This is a genomic window from Micromonospora sp. WMMD558, from assembly GCF_049315255.1.
GTDB lineage: Bacteria > Actinomycetota > Actinomycetes > Mycobacteriales > Micromonosporaceae > Micromonospora.
In genome coordinates, this window is sequence record NZ_CP186061.1 from 3,215,599 (window position 1) to 3,235,474 (window position 19,876).

17 protein-coding genes are annotated in these 19,876 nt (G+C 76.4%); 8 read left to right on the top strand and 9 right to left on the bottom strand.

Annotated features, from left to right (window positions below; genetic code table 11):
* Positions 1-1,131 (top strand): glycine cleavage system aminomethyltransferase GcvT, encoded by a 1,131-nt coding sequence (gene gcvT, locus ACN26Y_RS15695; protein WP_155330980.1) that lies wholly within the window; start codon positions 1-3, stop codon positions 1,129-1,131.
* A gap of 98 nt (positions 1,132-1,229) precedes the next feature.
* Here the strand turns inward: gcvT and ACN26Y_RS15700 are convergent, their stop codons facing one another.
* From ACN26Y_RS15700 to ACN26Y_RS15715, 4 genes are all read right to left on the bottom strand, one after another.
* Positions 1,230-2,525, bottom strand: a complete 1,296-nt coding sequence (locus ACN26Y_RS15700) for a DUF2314 domain-containing protein (protein WP_422732945.1) — start codon at positions 2,523-2,525, stop codon at positions 1,230-1,232.
* 66 nt (positions 2,526-2,591) lie between these two features.
* The gene (locus ACN26Y_RS15705; protein WP_422732946.1) at positions 2,592-3,365 is read right to left on the bottom strand and encodes an adenosylcobinamide-GDP ribazoletransferase; all 774 of its coding nucleotides are present in this window, start codon (positions 3,363-3,365) and stop codon (positions 2,592-2,594) included.
* On the bottom strand, positions 3,355-5,313 hold the full coding sequence (locus ACN26Y_RS15710; RefSeq protein ID WP_422732947.1) for a bifunctional adenosylcobinamide kinase/adenosylcobinamide-phosphate guanylyltransferase: 1,959 nt from the start codon (positions 5,311-5,313) through the stop codon (positions 3,355-3,357). Before ACN26Y_RS15710 ends, ACN26Y_RS15705 begins: the two co-directional genes overlap by 11 nt.
* 71 nt (positions 5,314-5,384) lie before the next feature.
* On the bottom strand, positions 5,385-7,187 hold the full coding sequence (locus ACN26Y_RS15715; protein WP_422732948.1) for a protein kinase domain-containing protein: 1,803 nt from the start codon (positions 7,185-7,187) through the stop codon (positions 5,385-5,387).
* A gap of 116 nt (positions 7,188-7,303) precedes the next feature.
* Between ACN26Y_RS15715 and ACN26Y_RS15720 the strand changes: the two genes are divergently transcribed.
* Positions 7,304-7,504, top strand: coding sequence for a hypothetical protein (locus tag ACN26Y_RS15720; protein ID WP_155330985.1), 201 nt, complete (start codon positions 7,304-7,306; stop codon positions 7,502-7,504).
* Complete coding sequence (locus ACN26Y_RS15725; RefSeq protein WP_155330986.1) at positions 7,504-8,301, top strand: site-2 protease family protein; 798 nt, start codon at positions 7,504-7,506, stop codon at positions 8,299-8,301. Before ACN26Y_RS15720 ends, ACN26Y_RS15725 begins: the two co-directional genes overlap by 1 nt.
* Before the next feature lie 70 nt (positions 8,302-8,371).
* On the opposite strand, the gene ACN26Y_RS15730 is transcribed toward ACN26Y_RS15725, so the two are convergent.
* Together ACN26Y_RS15730 and ACN26Y_RS15735 are read right to left on the bottom strand one after the other, a co-directional pair.
* Positions 8,372-9,370, bottom strand: coding sequence for an aldo/keto reductase family protein (locus ACN26Y_RS15730; RefSeq protein ID WP_155330987.1), 999 nt, complete (start codon positions 9,368-9,370; stop codon positions 8,372-8,374).
* A 92-nt stretch (positions 9,371-9,462) separates the two neighbouring features.
* The gene (locus ACN26Y_RS15735) at positions 9,463-10,122 is read right to left on the bottom strand and encodes a TetR/AcrR family transcriptional regulator (RefSeq protein WP_155330988.1); all 660 of its coding nucleotides are present in this window, start codon (positions 10,120-10,122) and stop codon (positions 9,463-9,465) included.
* 93 nt (positions 10,123-10,215) lie between these two features.
* On the opposite strand from ACN26Y_RS15735, the gene ACN26Y_RS15740 reads away from it, so the two are divergent.
* Together ACN26Y_RS15740 and ACN26Y_RS15745 are read left to right on the top strand one after the other, a co-directional pair.
* On the top strand, positions 10,216-10,695 hold the full coding sequence (locus tag ACN26Y_RS15740) for a cupin domain-containing protein (RefSeq protein WP_155330989.1): 480 nt from the start codon (positions 10,216-10,218) through the stop codon (positions 10,693-10,695).
* 26 nt (positions 10,696-10,721) lie between these two features.
* Positions 10,722-11,273, top strand: coding sequence for a DUF3558 family protein (locus ACN26Y_RS15745; RefSeq protein WP_155330990.1), 552 nt, complete (start codon positions 10,722-10,724; stop codon positions 11,271-11,273).
* A 188-nt stretch (positions 11,274-11,461) separates the two neighbouring features.
* Here ACN26Y_RS15745 and ACN26Y_RS15750 read toward each other — a convergent pair whose 3' ends face one another.
* Both ACN26Y_RS15750 and ACN26Y_RS15755 read right to left on the bottom strand, forming a co-directional pair.
* Positions 11,462-16,429, bottom strand: a complete 4,968-nt coding sequence (locus tag ACN26Y_RS15750) for a WG repeat-containing protein (RefSeq protein ID WP_422732949.1) — start codon at positions 16,427-16,429, stop codon at positions 11,462-11,464.
* Positions 16,426-16,557 (bottom strand): hypothetical protein, encoded by a 132-nt coding sequence (locus ACN26Y_RS15755; RefSeq protein ID WP_255456185.1) that lies wholly within the window; start codon positions 16,555-16,557, stop codon positions 16,426-16,428. Before ACN26Y_RS15755 ends, ACN26Y_RS15750 begins: the two co-directional genes overlap by 4 nt.
* A 100-nt stretch (positions 16,558-16,657) precedes the next feature.
* Here ACN26Y_RS15755 and ACN26Y_RS15760 point away from each other — a divergent pair, with 100 nt between their 5' ends.
* The 3 genes from ACN26Y_RS15760 to ACN26Y_RS15770 are packed head-to-tail and all read left to right on the top strand — an operon-like array spanning position 16,658 to position 19,333.
* Complete coding sequence (locus ACN26Y_RS15760) at positions 16,658-17,509, top strand: ABC transporter permease (RefSeq protein WP_155330991.1); 852 nt, start codon at positions 16,658-16,660, stop codon at positions 17,507-17,509.
* Positions 17,502-18,323 (top strand): ABC transporter permease, encoded by an 822-nt coding sequence (locus ACN26Y_RS15765; protein WP_155330992.1) that lies wholly within the window; start codon positions 17,502-17,504, stop codon positions 18,321-18,323. Before ACN26Y_RS15760 ends, ACN26Y_RS15765 begins: the two co-directional genes overlap by 8 nt.
* The gene (locus ACN26Y_RS15770; RefSeq protein ID WP_422732950.1) at positions 18,320-19,333 is read left to right on the top strand and encodes an ABC transporter ATP-binding protein; all 1,014 of its coding nucleotides are present in this window, start codon (positions 18,320-18,322) and stop codon (positions 19,331-19,333) included. The genes ACN26Y_RS15765 and ACN26Y_RS15770 overlap by 4 nt, the downstream gene beginning before the upstream one ends.
* Here the strand turns inward: ACN26Y_RS15770 and ACN26Y_RS15775 are convergent.
* Positions 19,279-19,839 carry a helix-turn-helix domain-containing protein gene (locus ACN26Y_RS15775; RefSeq protein ID WP_155330994.1) on the bottom strand — a complete coding sequence of 187 codons (561 nt, stop codon included), beginning with the start codon at positions 19,837-19,839 and terminating at the stop codon, positions 19,279-19,281. The genes ACN26Y_RS15770 and ACN26Y_RS15775 overlap by 55 nt on opposite strands.
* Positions 19,840-19,876 lie beyond the last annotated feature (37 nt).

The following is a 19,876-nucleotide window of genomic DNA, read 5'->3' on the forward strand; positions in this document are numbered from 1 at the left end:
ATGACCGACGTGACCTCCGGCGCTGCCGAGACCCGGCTCCGCCGTTCCCCGCTGCACGACCGGCACACCGCCGCCGGCGCCAAGTTCGCCCCGTTCGGCGGGTGGGAGATGCCGCTGGAGTACGCCGGCGGCGGCGTGCTCAAGGAGCACACCGCGGTGCGCACCTCGGTCGGCGTCTTCGACGTGTCCCACCTGGGCAAGGCTCGGGTGACCGGTCCCGGCGCGGCAGACTTCGTCAACGCCTGCCTGAGCAACGACCTGGGCCGCATCGGGCCGGGCCGGGCGCAGTACACGCTCTGCTGCGACGACGCCACCGGCGGCGTGGTGGACGACATCATCGCCTACCTGCACGGCGACGACCACGTCTTCCTCGTCCCGAACGCCGCGAACACCGCCGAGGTCGTGCGCCGCCTGCGCGCCGCCGCGCCGCCGTCGGTCACGGTCAGCGACGAGCACGAGGCGTACGCGGTCCTCGCCGTGCAGGGCCCGCGCTCGGCCGACCTGCTCGGCGCCCTGGGCCTGCCCACCGAGCACGGGTACATGAGCTTCTCGACCGCCACCCTCGCCGGCGCCGAGCTGACCGTCTGCCGCACCGGCTACACCGGGGAACTGGGGTACGAGCTGGTCGTGCCCGCGGGCGACGCGGTCGCCGTGTGGGACGCGCTGTTCGCCGCCGGGGAGGCGTACGAGCTGCGGGCCTGCGGCCTGGCGGCCCGGGACACGCTGCGCACCGAGATGGGGTACCCGCTGCACGGGCAGGACCTGTCGCTGGACATCACCCCGGTGCAGGCCCGCTCGGGCTGGGCGGTGGGCTGGGACAAGCCCGCCTTCTGGGGCCGGGACGCGCTGCTCGCGGAGAAGGCCGCCGGCCCCCGGCGGGCGCTGCGCGGCCTGGCGGCGGTCGACCGCGCCATCCCGCGCCCCGGCATGGCCGTGTACGTCGGCGACACCCGGGTCGGCACCATCACCAGCGGCACCTTCAGCCCGACGCGCAAGCAGGGCATCGCCCTGGCGTTGATCGACACGGCCCCCAACCTGACGGACGACACCGAGGTCGAGGTGGACATCCGTGGCCGCCGCGCGTCGATGCGCCTGACCCGCCCCCCGTTCGTGAACCCCTCGGTCCGCTGACACCGATCCCCGTTGATCATGGAGTTGGCGGGTGATTTGGAGATCAACTCGCCCGCTAACTCCATGATCACGCTGGTCGGGTGGGGTGGGGGTGGGGGTTAGAGGGGTGGGGTGGGGCGTTCGCCGGCGTCCAGGACGGCCTGGGTCCAGCCGCCCTCGATGACGCCGGTGCCGTCGAGGACCGCCCAGTCGACCACGTCGGTCGCCTCCACCACCACCGGGGAGCCGATCCGGACGGTCGGGTCGGTGTTCGCGTCGCTGGCGCTCGCACCCTCGATCCGCTCCGGCACGTCCCAGGAGGTCACCCCGGCCCAGACGTACTCGGGGCCGTCGTCACCCGGCAGCCCGTACTTGACCACGAGCTGCGTCTCCGGCGGGAGTTGCCCGGCGAGGAACCGCGCCCGGATGTCGCCCAGTGAGGCGCGGGCGGTGGCGACCGCACGGCTCATCGCGTCCCCGGGCCGCGCGTACCGCACGTCCGGCTGGATGCCGTTGAAGAGCGTGGCGCAGGCGGCGGCGTAGTAGCGGCCGTCCGGGCCGGGGTGCCCGGCCGGCGGGCGCAGGCTGAGGAACGAGTCGGCCTCCGGGTCGGTCGCCGGGTCCAGTTCCAGCCGGAGCAGCACCGGCGCGGTCGCCCCGTGCTGCTCCGGGTTGCCGTACGCCACCGCGATGTCGTGCCCGGTGACGGTGGCCAGCACCGGCAACTGCACGAACGCCGGCACCTCCTCGCCGGCCAGGCCGTCCGTCCAGTCCCGCAGCAGCCGGCGCGCCGCCCCGGTCATCACCGCGCCCCACGCCCTGGTGAGATGGTCGGGCACCCCCTGCGCCTGAAGCTCCAGCAGGCCGAAGCGCCGCAGCCCCTTCGTGGTGAACCACAGCCCCTCGGCGTCCGACGAGTACGGCACCAGCACCCAGTCGACCAGCCGGATCCGCCCCTGCGCGTCCGGCAGCGACCGCAGCGCGGTCGCCGGGTCCAGGAACTGGAGCCCGAAGACGTCCACCACGTCGCCGCCGACCGTGTCGGCGACCGCGGCGGCCACCGCCCGGGCCGCCCACTCGTGCGCCGGCGGCCACCCCGGCCGGTACTCGGCCTGTACCACCACCAGGTGGGTCGCCGCCGCCAGCCGGGCCAGCTGCGCCTCGGTCGCGCCGAACGCCGTCAGCAGGTCCGGCGGCAGCTCGGGGAACTCGTCGACCGGCCGGGTGTCCACGCTCATCAGCGGGCTGTCCAGCATCTGCCGCGCGAGCCCGTGCACCGGCTCGGCCAGCCGCCCGGCGAGCCGCTGCACCGCCGTCTTCGTGCCCACCGCCGGCAACCCGGCCATCGGCACCAGGTAGGTCGCGCTCAGCGATTCGGGGACCGGTACCGGCAGGAAGTCGTCCGTGATGAGCATGTCGTCCCCCGGGGTGGCCGCGCCGGTGCTGTCGCCCCGAACGCTACCCGCCGGGCGGGGCCGAACTCAGCCGGACAACACCAGTCCCAGGTAGGTCAGCGTGGTGACCACCTCCACCGTCGCGCCCAGCACGTCGCCGGTGACGCCGCCGAGGCGGCGTACCACGTGCCGCAGCAGCCCCACCGCGACGGCGAGGGCGGCGGCGACGGCGAGCGGCCCCTGCCACGGCCGGCCCGGCACGGCCGCGACCGCCACCAGCCCGACGGCGGCCGCGCCGGCGGCCAGCGCGAGCGGCCCGACGGTGCCGGCGACCAGCGCGCCCAGACCCTCCGGCCGGGCCGCGGGCACCCCGCGCCGGCAGGCCACCGCGACCCCGAGGCGGCCGGCGGCGGTCGCGGTCACCACCGCCGCCAGCACTGCGGGCGCCGACCGCCCGGCCAGGTCCGCGAGCGCCGCCGCCTGCACGAGGAGTACGACCACCAGCGCGACCACCCCGAACGGGCCCACGTCCGGCTTCTTCATGATCTCCAGCGCGGCCGCTCCCCGCCGGTACGACCCGAGCGCGTCCACGGTGTCGGCCAGCCCGTCGAGGTGCAGGCCCCGGGTGAGCAGCGCGCCGGCGGCGACCGTGACGCCCGCCGCCACCAGCGGCGGCGCGAGCGCGCCGACGAGCAGCAGCACCCCGGCGAGGGCGGCGCCGAGCAGCGCCCCGACGGCGGGAGCGAGCGCCATCGCGGTGCCCGCGACCGCCCGGTCGATCCGGCCGGCGCGCACCGGCAGCGTGGTGAACGTGGTCAGCGCCAGCCGCACCCCGGCGGCGAGCCGCGAGTCAGCCGGCACGCCAGCCGGACGGATCCAGGGACGCGGACCGCGGCTCGGTGGTGGTCGGCCCCGGCCCCGCCGGTTCCGGCTCGTGGACGTCCGGCTCGGTCGTGGTCGGCCCCGGCCCCGCCGGTTCCGGCTCGTGGAAGTCCGGCTCCTCGGCGTCGGGTTCCCCGGTCTCCGGCTCGGTCTCGTCCGGGACGCCGCCGCCCAACGCCGGGTGCGCCGGCAGCGCGGCGGCCAGCCCGAGCACCGAACGCAGCAGCGGCAGCGCCACCAGCGCGTTCGCGCCCTCGCCCAGGTCCAGCCGCAGGTCGAGCAGCGGGGTCAGGCCGAGCACGTCGGCGGCCAGCCGTACCGCCGGGTGCCCGCCGTGGTCGGCGAGCAGGCACCAGTGCCGGGCCTGACCGGCCAGGTCCCGGCTGACCAGGCCGGCGGCCACGCCGACCGGCCCGTCGAGCAGCACCGGCAGTCGCCGCGCGGTCGCGCCGAGCAGCACGCCGGTGGCCACGGCGATGTCGCCGCCGCCCAGCTCGGCCAGGATGTCCTTGGCACCGCGCGGCGAGTGCCGGCTGCGGTGCAGGGCGTCCCGGACGGCCGCGCAGCGGACCATCCAGGAGGCGTCGTCGTACTCGCCCGCGTCGGTGAGGACCCGGCCGAGCACGGTGGGCGGTTCGGCGCCGGCCGTGGCGGCCAGCACCGCCGCGGCGGCCGCCTCGGTGCCGGCGCCGCACGCGCCCAGCACCAGCAGCCGTACGCCGTCGTCGGCGGCCTGCTCGGCCAGCCGCCAGCCCTGGCGCAGCGCCGACTCGACCTGGTCGAGGGTCAGCGCCGGCTCCACCTCCATCGGGCCGGCGGTCGGCGCGTCCACCACCTGGAGGCTGGCGCCGGACTCCGCGGCCAGCCGCGCGAGGGCACCCCGGCCCGCCCGGGCGTCCTGGGCGCGGCGGGTGGAGTCGCCCGGGACCGTGCCGGCGGCGGCGCCACCCGCGTGGTCGCCGTGCACCAGCAGTGCCCGCACCGAGCCCCAGGGCACCGGTGTCGGGGTGCCCTGCGTCGCGGCGGCGAAGCCGACCACCCGATCGAGCACGCCGAACCCGGCGCCGGGCACGTCCAGGGTGGCGAGCCGGTCCACGGCCTGCGGCCCCGCGTACTCGTCGGGCATGGGCAGTTCCATGCCCGGCTGGATGACCAGGCCGGTGGCGACCATCGGCAGCGCCATCGTCGGGGCCGCCCAGGCGGTGCCGCCGCCGTCGGCGGGTCCCGCCGGGGCGGTCGGGGTCAGCACCTCGGGCAGCGCCGCCGGCTCCCCGCGCGGCGTCACCTCGGTCTCGTCGGTCGGCTCGCCGGCCCCGCCGTCCAGCGTGGGGGCGCCCGCCGCTCCCACGGTGACGCTCGGCGGCGGTACGGGGGCCGCCGGCGCGGCGGGCTTCAGCCAGGCCGGCTGGCCGGCGACCACCAGGACGACCGCGTCGCAGGCGTCGGCGACCGCGCGGTTGGCGGCGCCGAGCGCGTCGGTGAAGGCCCGGCCGAGCGTGGTGGTCGGCACCAGGGAGAGCCCGACCTCCGGGCTGACCACCACCAGCCGGGCCCGGCAGGAACGCACCGCCTCGGCCAGTTCGGCGACGGTGGCGGTGTCGTCGGCCGGCTGATGGGCCGGGTCGAGCAGGACGGTCACCCAGCCGCCCAGGTCGTCGACGAGCAGCGTCTCGTGCGACCCGGCGGCGGAGATCACGTCCGCCAGCCGACGCGGGTCCCCGGCCGTCTCCTCGGTGGTCCAGGTCTCCGGGCGGCGGGCCCGGTGGGCCGCCAACCGCGCCGCCCACTCCTCGTCGTCGCCGGCGTCGGCGGCGGTGGCCACGTAGCGGACCAGCGGCGCGTCGGCGACCAGGGACTCGGCGAACTCGGACTTGCCGGACCGGATACCGCCGAGCACCAGGACCGTGTTCCACCCGTCAACGGACATGCCCGTACCTTAAGGCCGCCCGGTGTCCCCCCGCCCTCCGGCCCGTACGCCGCCGGCCGGTCCGCGCGACCTCATCCGCAGTGTTCGAAACCGCTGCCGTAGCTGGCGCCGCCGGTCGACCCGCCCCACTTGACGCAGACCCCGGCGGCCTTGGCGCGGACCGGACCGGCGTAGTACGCGAACGACCCGCTGTCGGTGCTGCGCGCCCGCCCCTGCACCTCCAGCCAGGCCGACGCGGCGGTGGCCGTGCCCACGGCGCTGTCCTTGAGCGTCACCACGCAGTTGCTGCCGGTGCTGTTGTGGTACAGCAGGTAGACGCGCCCCGTCCGGGTGCCGCCGGCGGTCAGCGGGGCGGAGTCGATCACCTGGTAGCCGCTGCCGCACACCTCGCCCGCGGTGTACGGGTTGGGTTTCGGGGGAGCGGCGGTGGCGGTGGTCGGCCCCGGGCGCGGCGACGTGGCGGTGGCGGTACCCGCGTCCGACGGCGCGGGCGCCGGAGCCGCCGAGGCGGGGGCCGAGGTGCGGCCCGCCGACGGGGTGGCGGCGGTGGCCGGACGCCCGGTGCCGGTCGGGGCCGCCGCGCTGGGCGTCGGGCTCCCGGGGTTGATCCCGCCCACGGAGGCGGCGGCGGCCGGGGTGGCGCGGTCCGCGTCAGGGGCGGTGCTGCTTCCGTCAATGAGCAGCGCCGCGGCTGTGACGGCGCCGACGGTCACGACGGCGACCGCGACGGCCGCGCCGACGAGGGCGGCCCGCCGGCCGGGCCGCCGGGCGGCGGGCTCCTCCCGGGTGGGCGACGACGTCGGGTCGGTCTGGTGGGCGGACGGCTGCCACGGCGGCGTGGACGGCCCCGAGCCGTCCGGACCCCTGCCGTCCGGCGCGGCGGCGGCAGCGGGGATCGGCGGGACCGGCGCGGCGGTGGACGGCGGGACCGGTGCGGCGGTGGACGGCGGGACCGGTGCGGCGGAGAATCCCGGCGGGCCGGCGGCGGGCGACGCTCCGGCGACCGCCCACGGTGGACGGGCCGAGTCCGGGACCACCGCCAGGGTCGCCTCCCTCGCCGCGCTGGCGGCGTCGGCCAGCGCCGCCGCGTCGGGCCAGCGGTCGGCCGGGCGCTTCGCCATGGCGCGCTCCACCACGGCGACGACCCCCGCCGGGGTCTCCGGGGGCAGCGGCGCGGGCTCGTCCTGCAGGTGGCGCAGGGCCACCTGCAACGGGTTGTCCCCGTCGAACGGTGGCCGGCCGGCGAGGCAGGCGTACGCCACGGCGCCGAGGGCGTAGACGTCCGTCGCGGGGGAGACCGGCTGGTTCGCGGCCTGCTCGGGGGACATGTACGAGGCGGTGCCGAGCACCATGTTCGCGGCGGTGAGGCCGGCCGTGGTGCCGGAGCGGGCGATGCCGAAGTCGACGAGCACCACGCGGCCGTCCCGCTTCACCAGCAGGTTCCCCGGCTTGACGTCGCGGTGGACGATGCCGGCGACGTGCGCGGCGTGCAGCGCGTCGGCGGCCTGCGCCACCACGGACATGGTCGAGGCCGGGTCGAGCCGCCCCGCCCGGCGTAGCCAGGTGCCGAGCGGCTCGCCGTCGACGTACTCCATCACCAGGTAGTCGACCGCGGAGCCGTCGCCGAGGGTGGCCCGCCCGACGTCGTGCACCGCGACCACGCCGGGGTGGCGCAGCGCCGCCAGCATCCGGGCCTCGGAGCGGAACCGGGTGGTGAACTCCGGGTCCTCGGTCAGCGCCGGGAGCAGCACCTTCACCGCCACCACGCGTTCCAGTGCGACGTCGGTGCACCGCCAGACCGCCCCCATGCCGCCGGTTGCCACCCGCTCGTCCAACCGGTACCGGTCGCTGAGCGTCCCACCTCGAGTCAGCACCGGGTCACGGTACCGGCCGGCCCCCGCGGGGCGATCACGCACTCACCCGACGCGCAGCCGTTGTCCGTCCGGCCCATTACTCTGGCGGGAGATCAGCGGCGAGGGGAGACGCGCACATGGCGTGGAGCTGGCGGTACGAGGGCACGAACGGCGAGCCGGCGCAGGGTCCGGCGGAGTCGTTCGGCAGCCAGGCGGACGCCGAGTCCTGGATCGGCCAGACCTGGCGGGAGCTCGCGGCGTCCGGCGTCACCTCGGTCGCGCTCGTCGAGGACGACCGCGTGGAGTACCGGATGAGCCTGCTGCCTCCGGCGGAGTGATGGCCGGCGACCGCCCGGGTGGCGAGGGGCTGGTGCTCGGCGTACCCCGGGCGGCGTTCCGGCCCAGCCCGGTCTTCCTCGCCCTGGTGGCGCTCTTCGTCACCAGCGCGGTGATGACCTGGCGCGGGTTCGGCAACGTCCGGTTCGACGTGTTCCTCTTCGTCGTGTCCGGCTGGCTGGTCTCGCTCTGCCTGCACGAGTACGCGCACGCGCTCGTCGCTTTCCGGGCCGGTGACCGCAGCGTCGCCCACCAGGGCTACCTGACGCTCAACCCGTTGAAGTACAGTCACCCGCTGCTGTCCATCGCGCTGCCGGTGCTGGTGGTGCTGCTCGGCGGCATCGGTCTGCCCGGCGGTGCGGTCTGGGTGGACCGGCACGCCATCCCGGGGCGGCTGCGGCACACCCTGGTGAGCCTCGCCGGGCCGGCCACCAACGTGCTGTTCACCCTGGTGCTGGTCGCCGCGCTCCGCGTCGGCGCGCCCGGCGGCGGGCCGGTCGATTTCTGGGCCGCCGTGGCGCTGCTGGCCTTCCTCCAGCTCACCGCGAGCCTGCTCAACCTGCTCCCGGTGCCGGGTCTGGACGGCGGCAACATGATCCAGCCGTGGCTCAGCCCGCCGTACCGCCGGATGTACGACCTCTTCGCGCCGTACGGCTTCATCCTGTTGTTCGCGCTGCTGTGGAACCCGACCATCGGCGGCTGGTTCTTCGGGGCGGTCTTCGCCGTCGGCGACGCCCTCGGCCTGCCGCCGGGCCTGTACGCCCGCGGCCTGGAGCTCGTGCGCTTCTGGCAGGGCTGACGGCGGATCGAGGCGGTGCCCGTCCGTCGCGGCCGGCGCCGATGTCGCACGCCGGCCGCGACGGTGCGCGTCACGGGCGCTGGGCGGGGGACTCCGTGCGGGACGGGTCGCGCTCGGTGACCGGCTCGACGATCTCGTCGATGGCCTTGAGCAGGTCGGCGTCGAGCTTCACACCGGCCGCCTTGACGTTGTCGTGGACCTGCTCGGGGCGGGACGCGCCGACGATCGCCGAGGACACGTTCGGGTTCTGCAGCACCCAGGCGATGGCGAGCTGGGCCATGCTGAGCCCGGCCTGCTCGGCGAGGGGCTTGAGCCGCTGCACCCGGGTCAGGACCTCGTCGGTCATCCACTGCGCGATGAAGCCCGCGCCGGACTTCTCGTCGGTGGCGCGGGAGCCGGCCGGCGGCGGCTGGCCCGGCTGGTACTTGCCGGACAGCACGCCCTGCGCCATCGGGGACCAGACGATCTGCCCCACGCCCAGCTCCTCGCTGGTGGGGATGACCTCAGCCTCGATGACCCGCCAGAGCATCGAGTACTGCGGCTGGTTGGAGACGAGCGGGATGCGCAGCTCGCGGGCGAGCTGGTGGGCCTCGCGGATCTGCGAGGCCTTCCACTCGGAGACGCCGATGTAGAGAGCCTTGCCGGAGTGGACGACGTCGGCGAAGGCCTCCATCGTCTCCTCCAGCGGGGTGCTGTAGTCGTACCGGTGGGCCTGGTAGAGGTCGACGTAGTCGGTGCGCAGCCGGCGCAGCGAGCCGTTGATCGACTCCATGATGTGCTTGCGGGACAGGCCCCGGTCGTTACGACCCGGCCCCGTCGGCCAGTACACCTTCGTGAACAGCTCGACGCCCTCGCGCCGCTCGTTCTCCAACGCCCGGCCGAGGACGTCCTCGGCGCGGGTGCCCGCGTACACGTCGGCGGTGTCGAAGGTGGTGATGCCGGCGTCCAGGGCGGCCCGGACGCACGCGAACGCCGCCTCCTCCTCGACCTGCGAGCCGTGGGTGATCCAGTTGCCGTACGAGATCTCACTGACCATGAGGCCGGACCGGCCCAGGTGTCGGAATTCCATCCCTCGACCCTAGTCCGGCGTGCACCGGGGTTCACCGGTTGCCCGGTGGTGTGGATCCTCACCCCGAGGGCTGGGGCGCGGCGCGGCGACCGTCAGGCCGGCAGCAGGGCGTGCCGCATGCTGCGGCCCAGCCAGGCCCGGAAGGCATACTCGGGCCAGCCGCGGTCCAGCACCAGCGCGCCGTAGTGGGCGGGGTCGTTGTAGAACCACAACTCGTCGATCGCGTGCTCCACGTCGGACCCCTGCCGCAACGGCACGTCGAGTTCGCGCAGCCGCTCGACCACCATCCGGGCGCCGGCCCGCCGGTTGCGCAGCAGGGTCTGCCAGACCTCGGCCACTTCGGGCGTGCCGTCGGCGGCGCGGCGGACCGTTTCGAACACGCGGGCGGCGCGGGCGCCGATCAGGGTGCAGACGCCGGCGTACCCGTCGAGCACCTCGGCGCCGGTGCGCCCCTCCCGCACCGGGCGGAACCAGGGGCGTTGCGCCACCGGCACCGGCTCGTCGTCCCCCGCGAGCGCCTCGTCGAGCACCTGGCGCAGCAGGGCCGCCTTCGAGCCGAACGCCGCGAACACGGTGGGGCGGGCCACTCCGGCTTCGGCGGCGACGTCGGCCAGCGATGTCGCCGTGTAGCCGCGGGCGACGAAGAGATCGGTCGCGGCGCGGACCACGGCCTGCCGGGTGCGGCGGGCGCTCTCCTCCCGGACCCGGGACCGGTACGGCCGCGTCGGCTTTCCGTCCTTGACTTCACCCATGGCGTCGTCATACTAGCAACACATTCACTGTACTGATGGCTATCCAATAGTACAGTGTTCATCGACTATCACGTCGGTCCGCCGGGAGGCGACATGTCCGTTCACCCCTACGTGCTCCGCCCCGACGACGGAGAGGCGTACTGGTTCCTCGGCAACCTGGTCACGGTCAAGGCGTCCGGTGCGCACACCGGCGGGCGGATCACGGTGGCGCAGTTCGTCAACCCGCCGGGCTTCGCCCCGCCCCTGCACCGGCACCAGGTGGAGGACGAGATGTTCTACCTGATCTCCGGCACCGCGGTGTTCCACTGCGGGGACGAGCGGTTCGGCGCCGGGCCCGGTGACTTCGTCCTGCTGCCGGTCGGAGTCCCGCACACCTTCGTGGTCGGCGAGGACGAGCCGTTGCGGGCGTTGCAGATCACCACTCCGTCCGGGTTCGAGGGGTTCGCCGCCGAGGCCGGCGTCCCGGCGGCGGAACGCCGGCTGCCGGACCCGGCGCCGATCGACCCGGCGGCTCTCGGCCACGCCGCCGCACGGCACGGCATCGACCTGCTCGGGCCCCCGCCCGGCCGGTGACCGACCCGTCTCCCGAGGAGCGAAGCATGATCGTGCAATCCGTCGCGTCGGCCGTCCCGGCGCGGAGCCGACGGTTCCGTACGGCCACCGTCGCCGCCCTGGTCCTGGCACTCGGGCCGGCCCTCGCCGGCTGCGCCACCGACCCGTCCCCGACCGCTCCACCCCCGGCCGGCGCGCCGGACCAGGCGGGGCCGACCACCGGCGGGCCGGCCGCCGGTGGCGAGGAGGTCGACGACTGTTCGCTGTTGACCGAAGCCGAGATCACCGACGTCATCGGGCGGGCCGGCACCGGCGTCGCCGGCGCCGACGGCTGCGTGTGGGAGAACCGGGAAACCGGCCACTCGGTCACCCTGTTCGTGGGCCGGCCCGGCACCGCCCCGCAGGGCGTCCTGCCACCGCCCGACCCGGTGCTGGGCGAGCCCGAACCGGGCCCGGACGGGATCCGGTTCGTGATCGACGAGGCGGAGTTCGCCGACGGCGACCGGATCTGCCGGCTGCGGGTGGTCACGAGCGTCGTCGACGACCGCGACCGCGACACCATGGTCCGGCTCGCCGGCCTGGTCCGGGACCGGCTGTGAGGCCCGGCGGGCTCCGGCCGCGTCAGCAGGGGGCGCACCGCCCGGGTGGCTGGCGGGGCACGGGACGGCCGGCCGCGCCGGACGGTCGCCGGCCTGCCCCGGGCACCGGCGGCTGGCCGAGGCGTCGGGGACCTCGTCCCGGGCAGCGCCGGACCCGGCCGGCGGAGCGCGCCGCCTAGCAGGCCCGGTCAGATCACCGGCACGGTGTCGGTGAGCAGCCGGTCGATCTCGGCCGCCACCTCGCCCCGGTCGGGGTGCACCGGGTCGATCAACGGTTCGCCCCGCCGGTCCAGCGCCCCCCAGCGGCCGGTGCCGACGGCGACCAGGAACGCGACGGGGTGCACCACCAGCGCCGGGTGCACCGGCGGTACGACCACCCGCCCGGTCCGGTCCACCACGCCGTACCGCCCGGCGACGTCCACCACGGCCAGGCCCTCGTCGGTGAAACCGTCGACGTGCCGGCCGTCGGCGAGGGTGGTCGCGAACCCGTGGTAGCGGGTCGGCACCACGATCCGGCCGGTGCGGTCCACCGCTCCCCAGCCCTCCCGGCGGACCGCGGCGACGCCGCGCCGGAACGGGCGTACGTCGGCGAAACCCGGCGGCACGACCACCTCGCCGGTCATGTCGATCGCCCGCCAGCCGCCGGGCTCGCCGTGCGACACCCACGCCAGCCCGTCGGAGAACGGGCGCACCGCCGTCCAGGACGGCTCCAGCACGGTCGCGCCGGTGAGGTCGATCAGCGACCACCGGTCGGTCGTCGGCCGGCGTACCCAGGCCACCCCCTCCCGGAACGGCTGCGCCTCCGCGTACTCCGCGCCGATCACCAGGTCGCCGTCGGGGTCGCTGTAGCCCCAGCGTTCGCCGTCGCGCGCGGGCACCGGGGGCCGGTCCCGCTCCAGCAGCTCCTCCCGGCTCCGGGGGTACGGCCCGAAGCCCGTCCCCGCCGCCCGTTCGGTGACCGCGTCCAGGCTCATCCGGACCCGCGCCAGCAGCTCGGGGTCGGCGGCGCCCCGCAGGTTCAGCGCCCGCTCGAAGTGGTCGCACGCCTCCATCAGCCGGCCCTGGTCGAAGCAGCACCGGCCGGCGTGCTCGTGCAGCGTGGCCCGCAGGCGGTCGGGCAGCTCCGGCGAGTTCGCCTCGGCGAGGAGCCGGTCGGCCTCGTCGTACTCGCCCCGCCACCGCAGCACGTGCGCCAGCCGGGCCTGCGCCAGCGCTGTCCGCCGCAGCTCACCGGTCGCCTCCGCGTACGTGAGGGCGAGCCGCCCGTCGGCGAGGGCGTCGTCCAGGTCGCCGACGATCCGGGACACCACCGCCCGCAGGCTGAGCAGCCGGGCACGGGACCTGTTGTCGACGGCCGTACCGAGCTTCTCGGTGAGGCGGCGACGGATCACCCGGAACTCGTCGGCTTCCGTCACGATCTCGCGGAGCGTCGCCGGGTCCAGCTGCCAGTGGTAGCTCGCGAGGATCTGCTCGGGATCACCCTGCTCCGACAACCGCGTCCCGCCCGGCGCGGCGTCGGGGCGCGGGTCGGGCCCGTCCTCGCTGTCGTCCGAGAAGGGCGCCGTGACCGAGCCGGTCGGTCCGGTCCCGGTCGGCGCCGTCGCGCCGGTGCCGTCGGGGGTCGCCGTCGTGTCGCCGGTGCCGTCGGGGGGTGCCGGCAGATCATGGTCGCCTTCGGCCCCGTACGGGGGGATGTCCGTCGCCGACCCCGTCGCGGCCACGGCGGCGGGTGGCGTCGGCTCGGCCGCAACGTCGACGGGCGCTGCCGACGTCGGCCGCGTGTCGGTGTCGCTCGCGGGTGCGGTCGTCGGGTCGACGGTCGGCGGTGTCCCGGTCGAGGGGGCAGCCGTCGGGAATTCCGCCGGCGGACGCGGCGCGACCGCTGGCCCGGCCGGCGCGGCGGGCACCTCGGCGTCGTCCGGGTCCGGTCGCTCGCCCGGCTCGTGCGCCCGGTCGCTCCGGTGACCGGCCGGTTCCGACAGCGGGGCGGCGGGCTCGGGGATCGGGGAGGCTGCCACCGGCGGTGTGACCGGCGCATCCGACAGGTCGTCGCCCAGCGGGGTCGAACCGGTCGCGGCTGGCGGCGACGGGGAGGTGGCTGGTGGCGCCGACACCGGCTGGGCGGGTGGCGCGGAGACCGGTGACGTCGGGTTGGTTGGGGACGTGCCGACCAGGTGCGTGGGTGGTGCCGCGACCGGGCCGGTGGTGGCCGGTGCCTCGGCGGTCGGTGGGGTTTCCGGGGCCGGTGCGGTGGAGTCCGGGTGCTCTGCTGCCGGGGCGGCGGGAGCCGCGGCCGACCGGGGCGCGGCCGGCTGTGCCGGGACCGGTGTGGGGGATTCCACCGCGCCAGCCGCCGGCGCCGAGGCCGGCTGGGCCGGTGGCGCCGAGACGGGCTGGGCCGGTGGCGCCGAGACCGGCCGGGCGGGTGGTGCCGACACCACCTGGGCGGGTGGTGCCGACACAGGTCGATCGACCGCCGGCGGGGGCTCCACCAAGCCGGACGGCACGGGCGCGGACGGGAGGGCGTCGGACGGGGCGGGCCTGCCGGCGTCCGCTGCCGCCGTGGAAGGTGCCGGCGAGGTCGGGGCGGACGACGTCGCAGCGGTGCCGCCGACCGGCTCGTCGCCGGCTGGTGCGGGCGGCAGGGGCCGCCCGTCCATGTCGGCGGTCGTGCCGGAGTCCGCCGCGCTCTCCGCGCTGACCGGCGAAGCCGGGGGAGCCTCCGCCGGCGAGGTCGGTTGCGCCGGCTCCGGCTCGGCGGGCGGCGCGGCCGACCCGAACCAGGCGGCCGGGCCGCTCCGCTTCGGGGTCTGCGCGCGCGGCGGCTCGACGACGGGCTGATCCGACGGCGGTGGCGGCACGTACCGGCGCGGGTTCCAGGGCGTGATGACCGGCGTCGTGCCCGAGGCGGTGTCCGGTGCCGATCCGGCCGTTGCCGCTTCCTCCTGTGTCGGGGACACGCCGGCCGGCCGGATGTCCTCGGGCCGGGCCGCGCGTTCCGGCGCCGGACGGAACTCGACCCGGGGCCGATCGTCCGGCGACGACGGAAGCGGCGTGGTGCCCGCCGGCGAGCCGGGACGCGTCGTCGCCCGATCCGCCCCGCGGTCACCCGGCTCCGGTGCCGGCCGCCGGTCGACCGGCTCCGGTGGTGTGGCCGGTCCGTACGGGCGGGGGGCGGGGGAGACCGGGCGGTCCGGTCCGTACGGGACGGGCGCGGTGCCGGGGGGCCGCTCGGCGGGTCCGGCTGCCGGCGACACCGGACGGTCGAGGTGTCGCCGGTCCTGCCGGTGCTCGACGGGAGCCGGGGACACCGGCCGGCCGGGCGTCCCGCGATCGTGACCGGAGGCGGGAGGTACCGGCCACCGGCCCGGCCCGTCGGTGCCGGGGGCGATCGGCGCCGGCCGGTCGTCGTACCGGCCGGGACGAGACGCCGGGGAGACGGGTCGGTCCGGGAGTCGGCGGTCCTCGCCGCTCGGGGCGGGTGCGGGTGAGACGGGCCGCGCCGGTGGTGGTGGAACGGGTCCGGGGGAGACGGGTCGGTCCGGGAGTCGGCGGTCCTCGCCGGTCGGGGCGGGTGCGGGTGAGACGGGCCGCGCCGGTGCTGGTGGGACGGGCCCGGGGGAGACGGGACGGCCGGGCGCGCCCGACACGGGCCGGTCGTGCGCCGGGGACGGCGGGACGGACACCGGCGCGCCGGCGGGACGGGCGCCCGCGGCCGGGTGCACCTCGTCGTACCGCGCCGGTCGGGCATCGTGAGGTGGCCGCTCGGCGGGACGGGAGTGGTCCGGCCGCGGCTCGCCGTGGCGGACGGCGTCCCGGTCGAAACCGGGGTGGACCGGGCCGGGCGGCGGCCAGGGCAGCCGCTCGTCGGGCCGCCGGTCGGCCTGCGGTCGCTCGGCACGGTACCGGTCCGCCGGACGGTCGCCGGCCCGCTCGCCGTTCCGCTGGGGTTCCGGGTCCCGGTACGCGGGCGGGCGGTCCGGCTCGGCGGGACGGCGCTGCGGATACCCGTCCGCGCGCGCCGCCGCGTCGCGTCCGCCCCACGGGCCGTCGTGCTCCCGATGACGAGCACCGCGCGACGGCGGCTCGGCCTGCGTCCGCTCGGGATGCGGCCGGCGGTCGGCGTGGCCGTACCGCGATCCGTCGCCGGAACGGTCCCACGGTCCCTCGCCGGCGGGCTCCGGGCGGCGGTCCGCCGGTCGCGGCGGACCCGCCGCGTGGTTCCGGGAACCGTCGGCATCCCGATCGCGTGGTCCCTCGGCAGCCCGATCGCGGGCGCCGTCGCGGGGACCGTCCGTCACGCGGCCGCGGGGGCCTTCGCCACGGGGGTCGCGGGGATGGTCCGGGGCGCGATCGCGTCGGCCGTTGATTCGGTCCCGCGGGTCGGGCACGACGTGCCCGTGGGGCGCGCCGGGGTGGCGGGGCCCGTCGGCGCGGTCCCACGGGCCGGTGTACGTGTGGTCCTGTGGCCCGCCGTTGCGACGGTCCGGGGAGTGCGCGGCGGGCCGGCCCCGGTCGTCGGATCCGGAGCGTCCCCAGGGGTAGCGCGTCCGGCGCGGCTCCGCGCCGTCCCGGTGTCCGGCGTGGGTGGGCTCGGGGCCCCGGGGTCGGTCCTCCTCGGTCTCCCGCAGCCAGCCGAGGTCCGCGTGTCCCGCCGGGGACACCGGCCGGTCCCGTCCGGCCGGCTCGTATCGGGGGCGGCGGTCGTCGTACCGGCCGGAGTCGTCGTGGCGGCCACGGCTGTCGGCCCGGTGGTCGTCGGGGCTCCACCCAGGGTCGCCGGCGGGTCGGCCGTTGCGCTGGTCCGGTCGCTGGCCCCGCCCCCGCGTGTCCGTCCTGGCCGGGTCGCCGGCCGGCGGGCGGTACGCCTCGTCGCCGGGGCGCCGGTCGTCGTGGTGGCCGCGCCAGCCGTCCGGTTCGTCGTCCCAGGACCGGCCGACGTACGTCCCGTCGGGGCGGGTCGGCGCGAGCGGCGGCACCTCGGCCCGGCCGACCACGGCGGCCCGGCCACGCGGGGCGGGCGGCGGGGCGTGCTCGACGCCGATGTCACCGGGGTAGCGCTGGCCGGGGAACTGGGGGTGCCATTCGTTCGTCGGCTCGACCACCCAGGACGGCTCGGCGGGGTCGTGCCACCGGTCGCCGTAGCCGCGACTCATCCGGGCGACCCGTCGTCGGTGCGCGCGGCGGCGGGGTCGTCCGCCCGGGCGGGCACGCCGGGCCGGCCGGCGGGCGTCCGCTCGCTCACGGCCGCGCCCCGGTGGCCGGCTCGCGTCCGCTCGCTCACGGCGATTGTCACCTCGTTGCACATTGTCGCGCTGGGCACCCCGCCTGCCGGTAGAGTCCCCCGTTCCGGCACGGCGTAGCTGCGGATGGAGGGTAACGGCGTGGGCTCGGTCACCGCCACTGTGGCACCGTCCCGGGCCTCAAACGTTATCCTATGGTTCCGGACATTTAAGGCTATAACCGGTTCGGGCTTCCGACGTTACGCCACCTACCGCCAAGCCTCCGTCGCCGGGCTGGTCACCAACGTCGTCTTCGGGTTCCTGCGCTGCTACGTGCTGCTCGCGGCGGCCGGGGCGGCGGGCACCGTCGCCGGGTACGACCGGGGTCAGCTGGCCACGTTCGTCTGGGTGAGCCAGGGCCTGCTCGCCGTCGTCCTGCTGTGGGGTTGGACGGAGCTGGCCGACCGGATCCGTTCCGGCGAGATCGCCGCCGACCTGCTCCGGCCGGTGCACCCGGTCACCGCGTACCTGGCCGCCGACCTCGGGCGGGCCGGGCACGCCGTGCTGGTCCGGATGGTGCCGCCGGTGCTGGTCGGGCCGCTCTTCTTCGAGGTGCACGTGCCGTCGCGGTGGGCCACCGGACCGTTGTTCGCGGTGTCCGTGCTCGCCGCCGTCGTGCTCTGCTTCGGCTGCCGGTTCCTCGTCAACGCGTCCGCGTACTGGCTGCACGACGTCCGGGGCGCGATGATCCTCTGGACGGTCTGCTCCGGGGTGCTCGCCGGGCTCTACTTCCCGCTGCGCTTCCTGCCCGAGTGGCTCCAGGTCGCGCTCTGGCTGGGCACGCCGTTCCCGAGTCTGTTGCAGACTCCGCTCGACGTGCTGGTCGAGCGGGACCCGACCGGCGTGCAGGTCGCCCTGGTCGGCTTACAGGCCGCCTGGACGGTGGTGATCCTGGCCGCCTGCCGCTGGGTGCAGCGGCGCGCCGAACAGCACCTGGTGGTGCACGGTGGCTGAGCGGACCGGCGCGGGAGGCAGGCTCGCGGCGTACCGGGCCCTGCTCGGCGCGCAGGCCCGCTCGCAGACCGCGTACCGGACGTCGTTCGTCGTGGACGTGCTCGGCAACGTCGGCTCCACCGTCTTCGACGTGCTCACCGTACTGGTGATCTTCGGGGTGACGCGGGAGCTGGGTGGCTTCACCCTCCGCGAGACGATGGTGATCGTCGGGCTCGCCACCGCCGCGTTCGCCACCGCCGACCTGCTGGTCGGCAACATCGAGCGGCTGCCCCGGTACGTGCGGACCGGGCTCTTCGACGCGGTGCTGGTCCGCCCGCTCGGCACCCTGCCGCAGCTCCTGCTGATGGACCTGCCGCTGCGCAAGGTGTCGCGGGCGGTGTTCGGCCTCGCGGTCCTCGTCGTCGCGCTCGGCTCGGCCGGCATCGAGTGGACGCCGGCCCGAGTCGCCCTGGTCGTCGTCGCCCCGCTCGCCGGGGTGGTGTTCTTCGGCTCGGTGTTCGTCGCGACCGCGACCGTCTCGTTCTGGTGGGTCGACTCCGGTGAGCTGGCCAACGCGGTCACGTACGGCGGGCGGGACTTCACCGCGTACCCGGTCACCGTCTACGGTGGCTGGTTCCGGGCGCTGTTCGCGTACGGCCTGGGTTTCGCCTTCGTGAGCTACCACCCGGCGCTGGCGCTGCTGGGCCGGGCCGACCCGCTGGGCCTGCCGGCCGCGGTGGGCTGGGCCGCGCCGGCCGTCGCGCTGGTCGCGGCGGCCCTGGCCGCGGCGGCCTGGCGTACGGGTGTCCGGCACTACCGGAGTACGGGATCATGACCGACGTGATCGTGGCCGAAGGGCTGCGCAAGGACTTCACGGTGCGGGTCCGGGCGGGCCGGCTGCGCCGGGAGAAGCGGCGGGTGGCCGCCGTCGACGGCATCGACCTGCGGGTCGCCCGGGGCGAGCTGCTCGGCTACATCGGGCCGAACGGCGCCGGCAAGTCGACGACGCTGAAGATGCTCACCGGTGTGCTGATGCCGTCCGCCGGGGAGGTCCGGGTGTGCGGCCTGCGTCCGGTCGCCGAGCGCACCCGGCTCGCCCTGCGGATCGGGGTCGTGTTCGGGCAGCGCTCGCAGCTGTGGTGGGACCTGCCGCTGCGGGACTCGTTCGCGCTGCTCCGGCACGTGTACCGGGTGCCCGCCGACGCGCACGCGGCCCGGCTGCGGCGCTGCCGCAGCCTGCTCGACCTGGATTCGTTCCTGGACGTCCCGGTTCGGCAGCTCTCGCTGGGCCAGCGGATGCGCGGCGAGCTGACCGCCGCGCTGCTGCACGGGCCGGAGGTGCTCTTCCTCGACGAGCCGACCATCGGCCTCGACGTGGTGAGCCGGCAGGCGGTCCGGGGGTTCCTCGCCGAGCTGGGCCGGGCGGGCGACACCACGCTGGTGCTGACCACCCACGACCTGGCCGACATCGAGCGGCTCTGCGCGCGGCTCGTCGTGGTCGACCACGGGCGGGTGGTGCACGACGGCTCGATCGCCGAGCTGCACCGGCGGTACGGCTCCCGGCGGCTGCTCGTCGCCGACCTGGACACCGCGCCGGCCCGGCCACCGGCGTTGCCGGGCGCCCCGCTGGAGCGGGTCGAGGCCGACGGGCACCGCCTGGTGTACGCGCTGGAGTCGGCGGGGGTTGCCGAGGTGGTGGCCGCCCTCGCCAGCCTGGGCGCGTTGCGGGACGTCTCGATCGTCGAGTCCGACATCGAGGACGTGGTCGCCCGCCTGTACCGGCGGGAGGATCAGGGGTGTTCCATCACCAGCACCGCGAAGGTGCCGGGGGCCAGTGCCTCGTAGCGGTGTGGCACGTCGCCGGGGAACGTGGCGTAGTCACCGGGCCCCAGCTCGACCGGCTCCTGCTCCGGCCCGACGCGGAGCCGCCCGGCGCCCACCACGATGTGCTCGGTGCTCCGGGCCGTGTGCGCCTCGGCGGTGCGGACGGTCCCCGGTTCCAGCTCCATGAGGTAGACGTCCCGACGGACGTGCGCGGACCCGGAGCTGAGCAGCGTCGCGGTGAACTCCGCGTGCTCGGAGCGGATCCGGGGACCCTCGCCGGCGCGGACGACCCGGACCGCGGCGCTCGGCGGCTCGACCAGCCGGCTGAACGGCACATTCAGGGCCACTCCGAGTGCCCAGAGCGTCTCGACGCTCGGGTTGCCCACCCCCGACTCCAACTGCGACAGCGTCGACTTGGCGATGCCGGCCCGGCGGGCCAGCTCGGTGAGCGAGATGTTGACCCGCTCGCGCTCGCGGCGCAGCGCGGCGGCGATGGTGGCGAGCGGGGGAGCCGGCTCGGCGGACATTGTTCGCTCCATCGGTCTGTTTGTTCGATTTGACGAC

What these genes read in the sequence shown, in the direction of transcription:
- ACN26Y_RS15735 (WP_155330988.1), bottom strand. Translation starts at nt 10,122, where the DNA reads ATGGGTGAAGTCAAGGACGGAAAGCCGACGCGGCCGTACCGGTCCCGG.
- ACN26Y_RS15730 (WP_155330987.1), bottom strand. Translation starts at nt 9,370, where the DNA reads ATGGAATTCCGACACCTGGGCCGGTCCGGCCTCATGGTCAGTGAGATC.
- ACN26Y_RS15775 (WP_155330994.1), bottom strand. Translation starts at nt 19,839, where the DNA reads ATGTCCGCCGAGCCGGCTCCCCCGCTCGCCACCATCGCCGCCGCGCTG.
- gcvT (WP_155330980.1), top strand. Translation starts at nt 1, where the DNA reads ATGACCGACGTGACCTCCGGCGCTGCCGAGACCCGGCTCCGCCGTTCC.
- ACN26Y_RS15700 (WP_422732945.1), bottom strand. Translation starts at nt 2,525, where the DNA reads ATGCTCATCACGGACGACTTCCTGCCGGTACCGGTCCCCGAATCGCTG.
- ACN26Y_RS15725 (WP_155330986.1), top strand. Translation starts at nt 7,504, where the DNA reads ATGGCCGGCGACCGCCCGGGTGGCGAGGGGCTGGTGCTCGGCGTACCC.
- ACN26Y_RS15720 (WP_155330985.1), top strand. Translation starts at nt 7,304, where the DNA reads ATGGCGTGGAGCTGGCGGTACGAGGGCACGAACGGCGAGCCGGCGCAG.
- ACN26Y_RS15770 (WP_422732950.1), top strand. Translation starts at nt 18,320, where the DNA reads ATGACCGACGTGATCGTGGCCGAAGGGCTGCGCAAGGACTTCACGGTG.
- ACN26Y_RS15750 (WP_422732949.1), bottom strand. Translation starts at nt 16,429, where the DNA reads ATGAGTCGCGGCTACGGCGACCGGTGGCACGACCCCGCCGAGCCGTCC.
- ACN26Y_RS15745 (WP_155330990.1), top strand. Translation starts at nt 10,722, where the DNA reads ATGATCGTGCAATCCGTCGCGTCGGCCGTCCCGGCGCGGAGCCGACGG.
- ACN26Y_RS15740 (WP_155330989.1), top strand. Translation starts at nt 10,216, where the DNA reads ATGTCCGTTCACCCCTACGTGCTCCGCCCCGACGACGGAGAGGCGTAC.
- ACN26Y_RS15710 (WP_422732947.1), bottom strand. Translation starts at nt 5,313, where the DNA reads ATGTCCGTTGACGGGTGGAACACGGTCCTGGTGCTCGGCGGTATCCGG.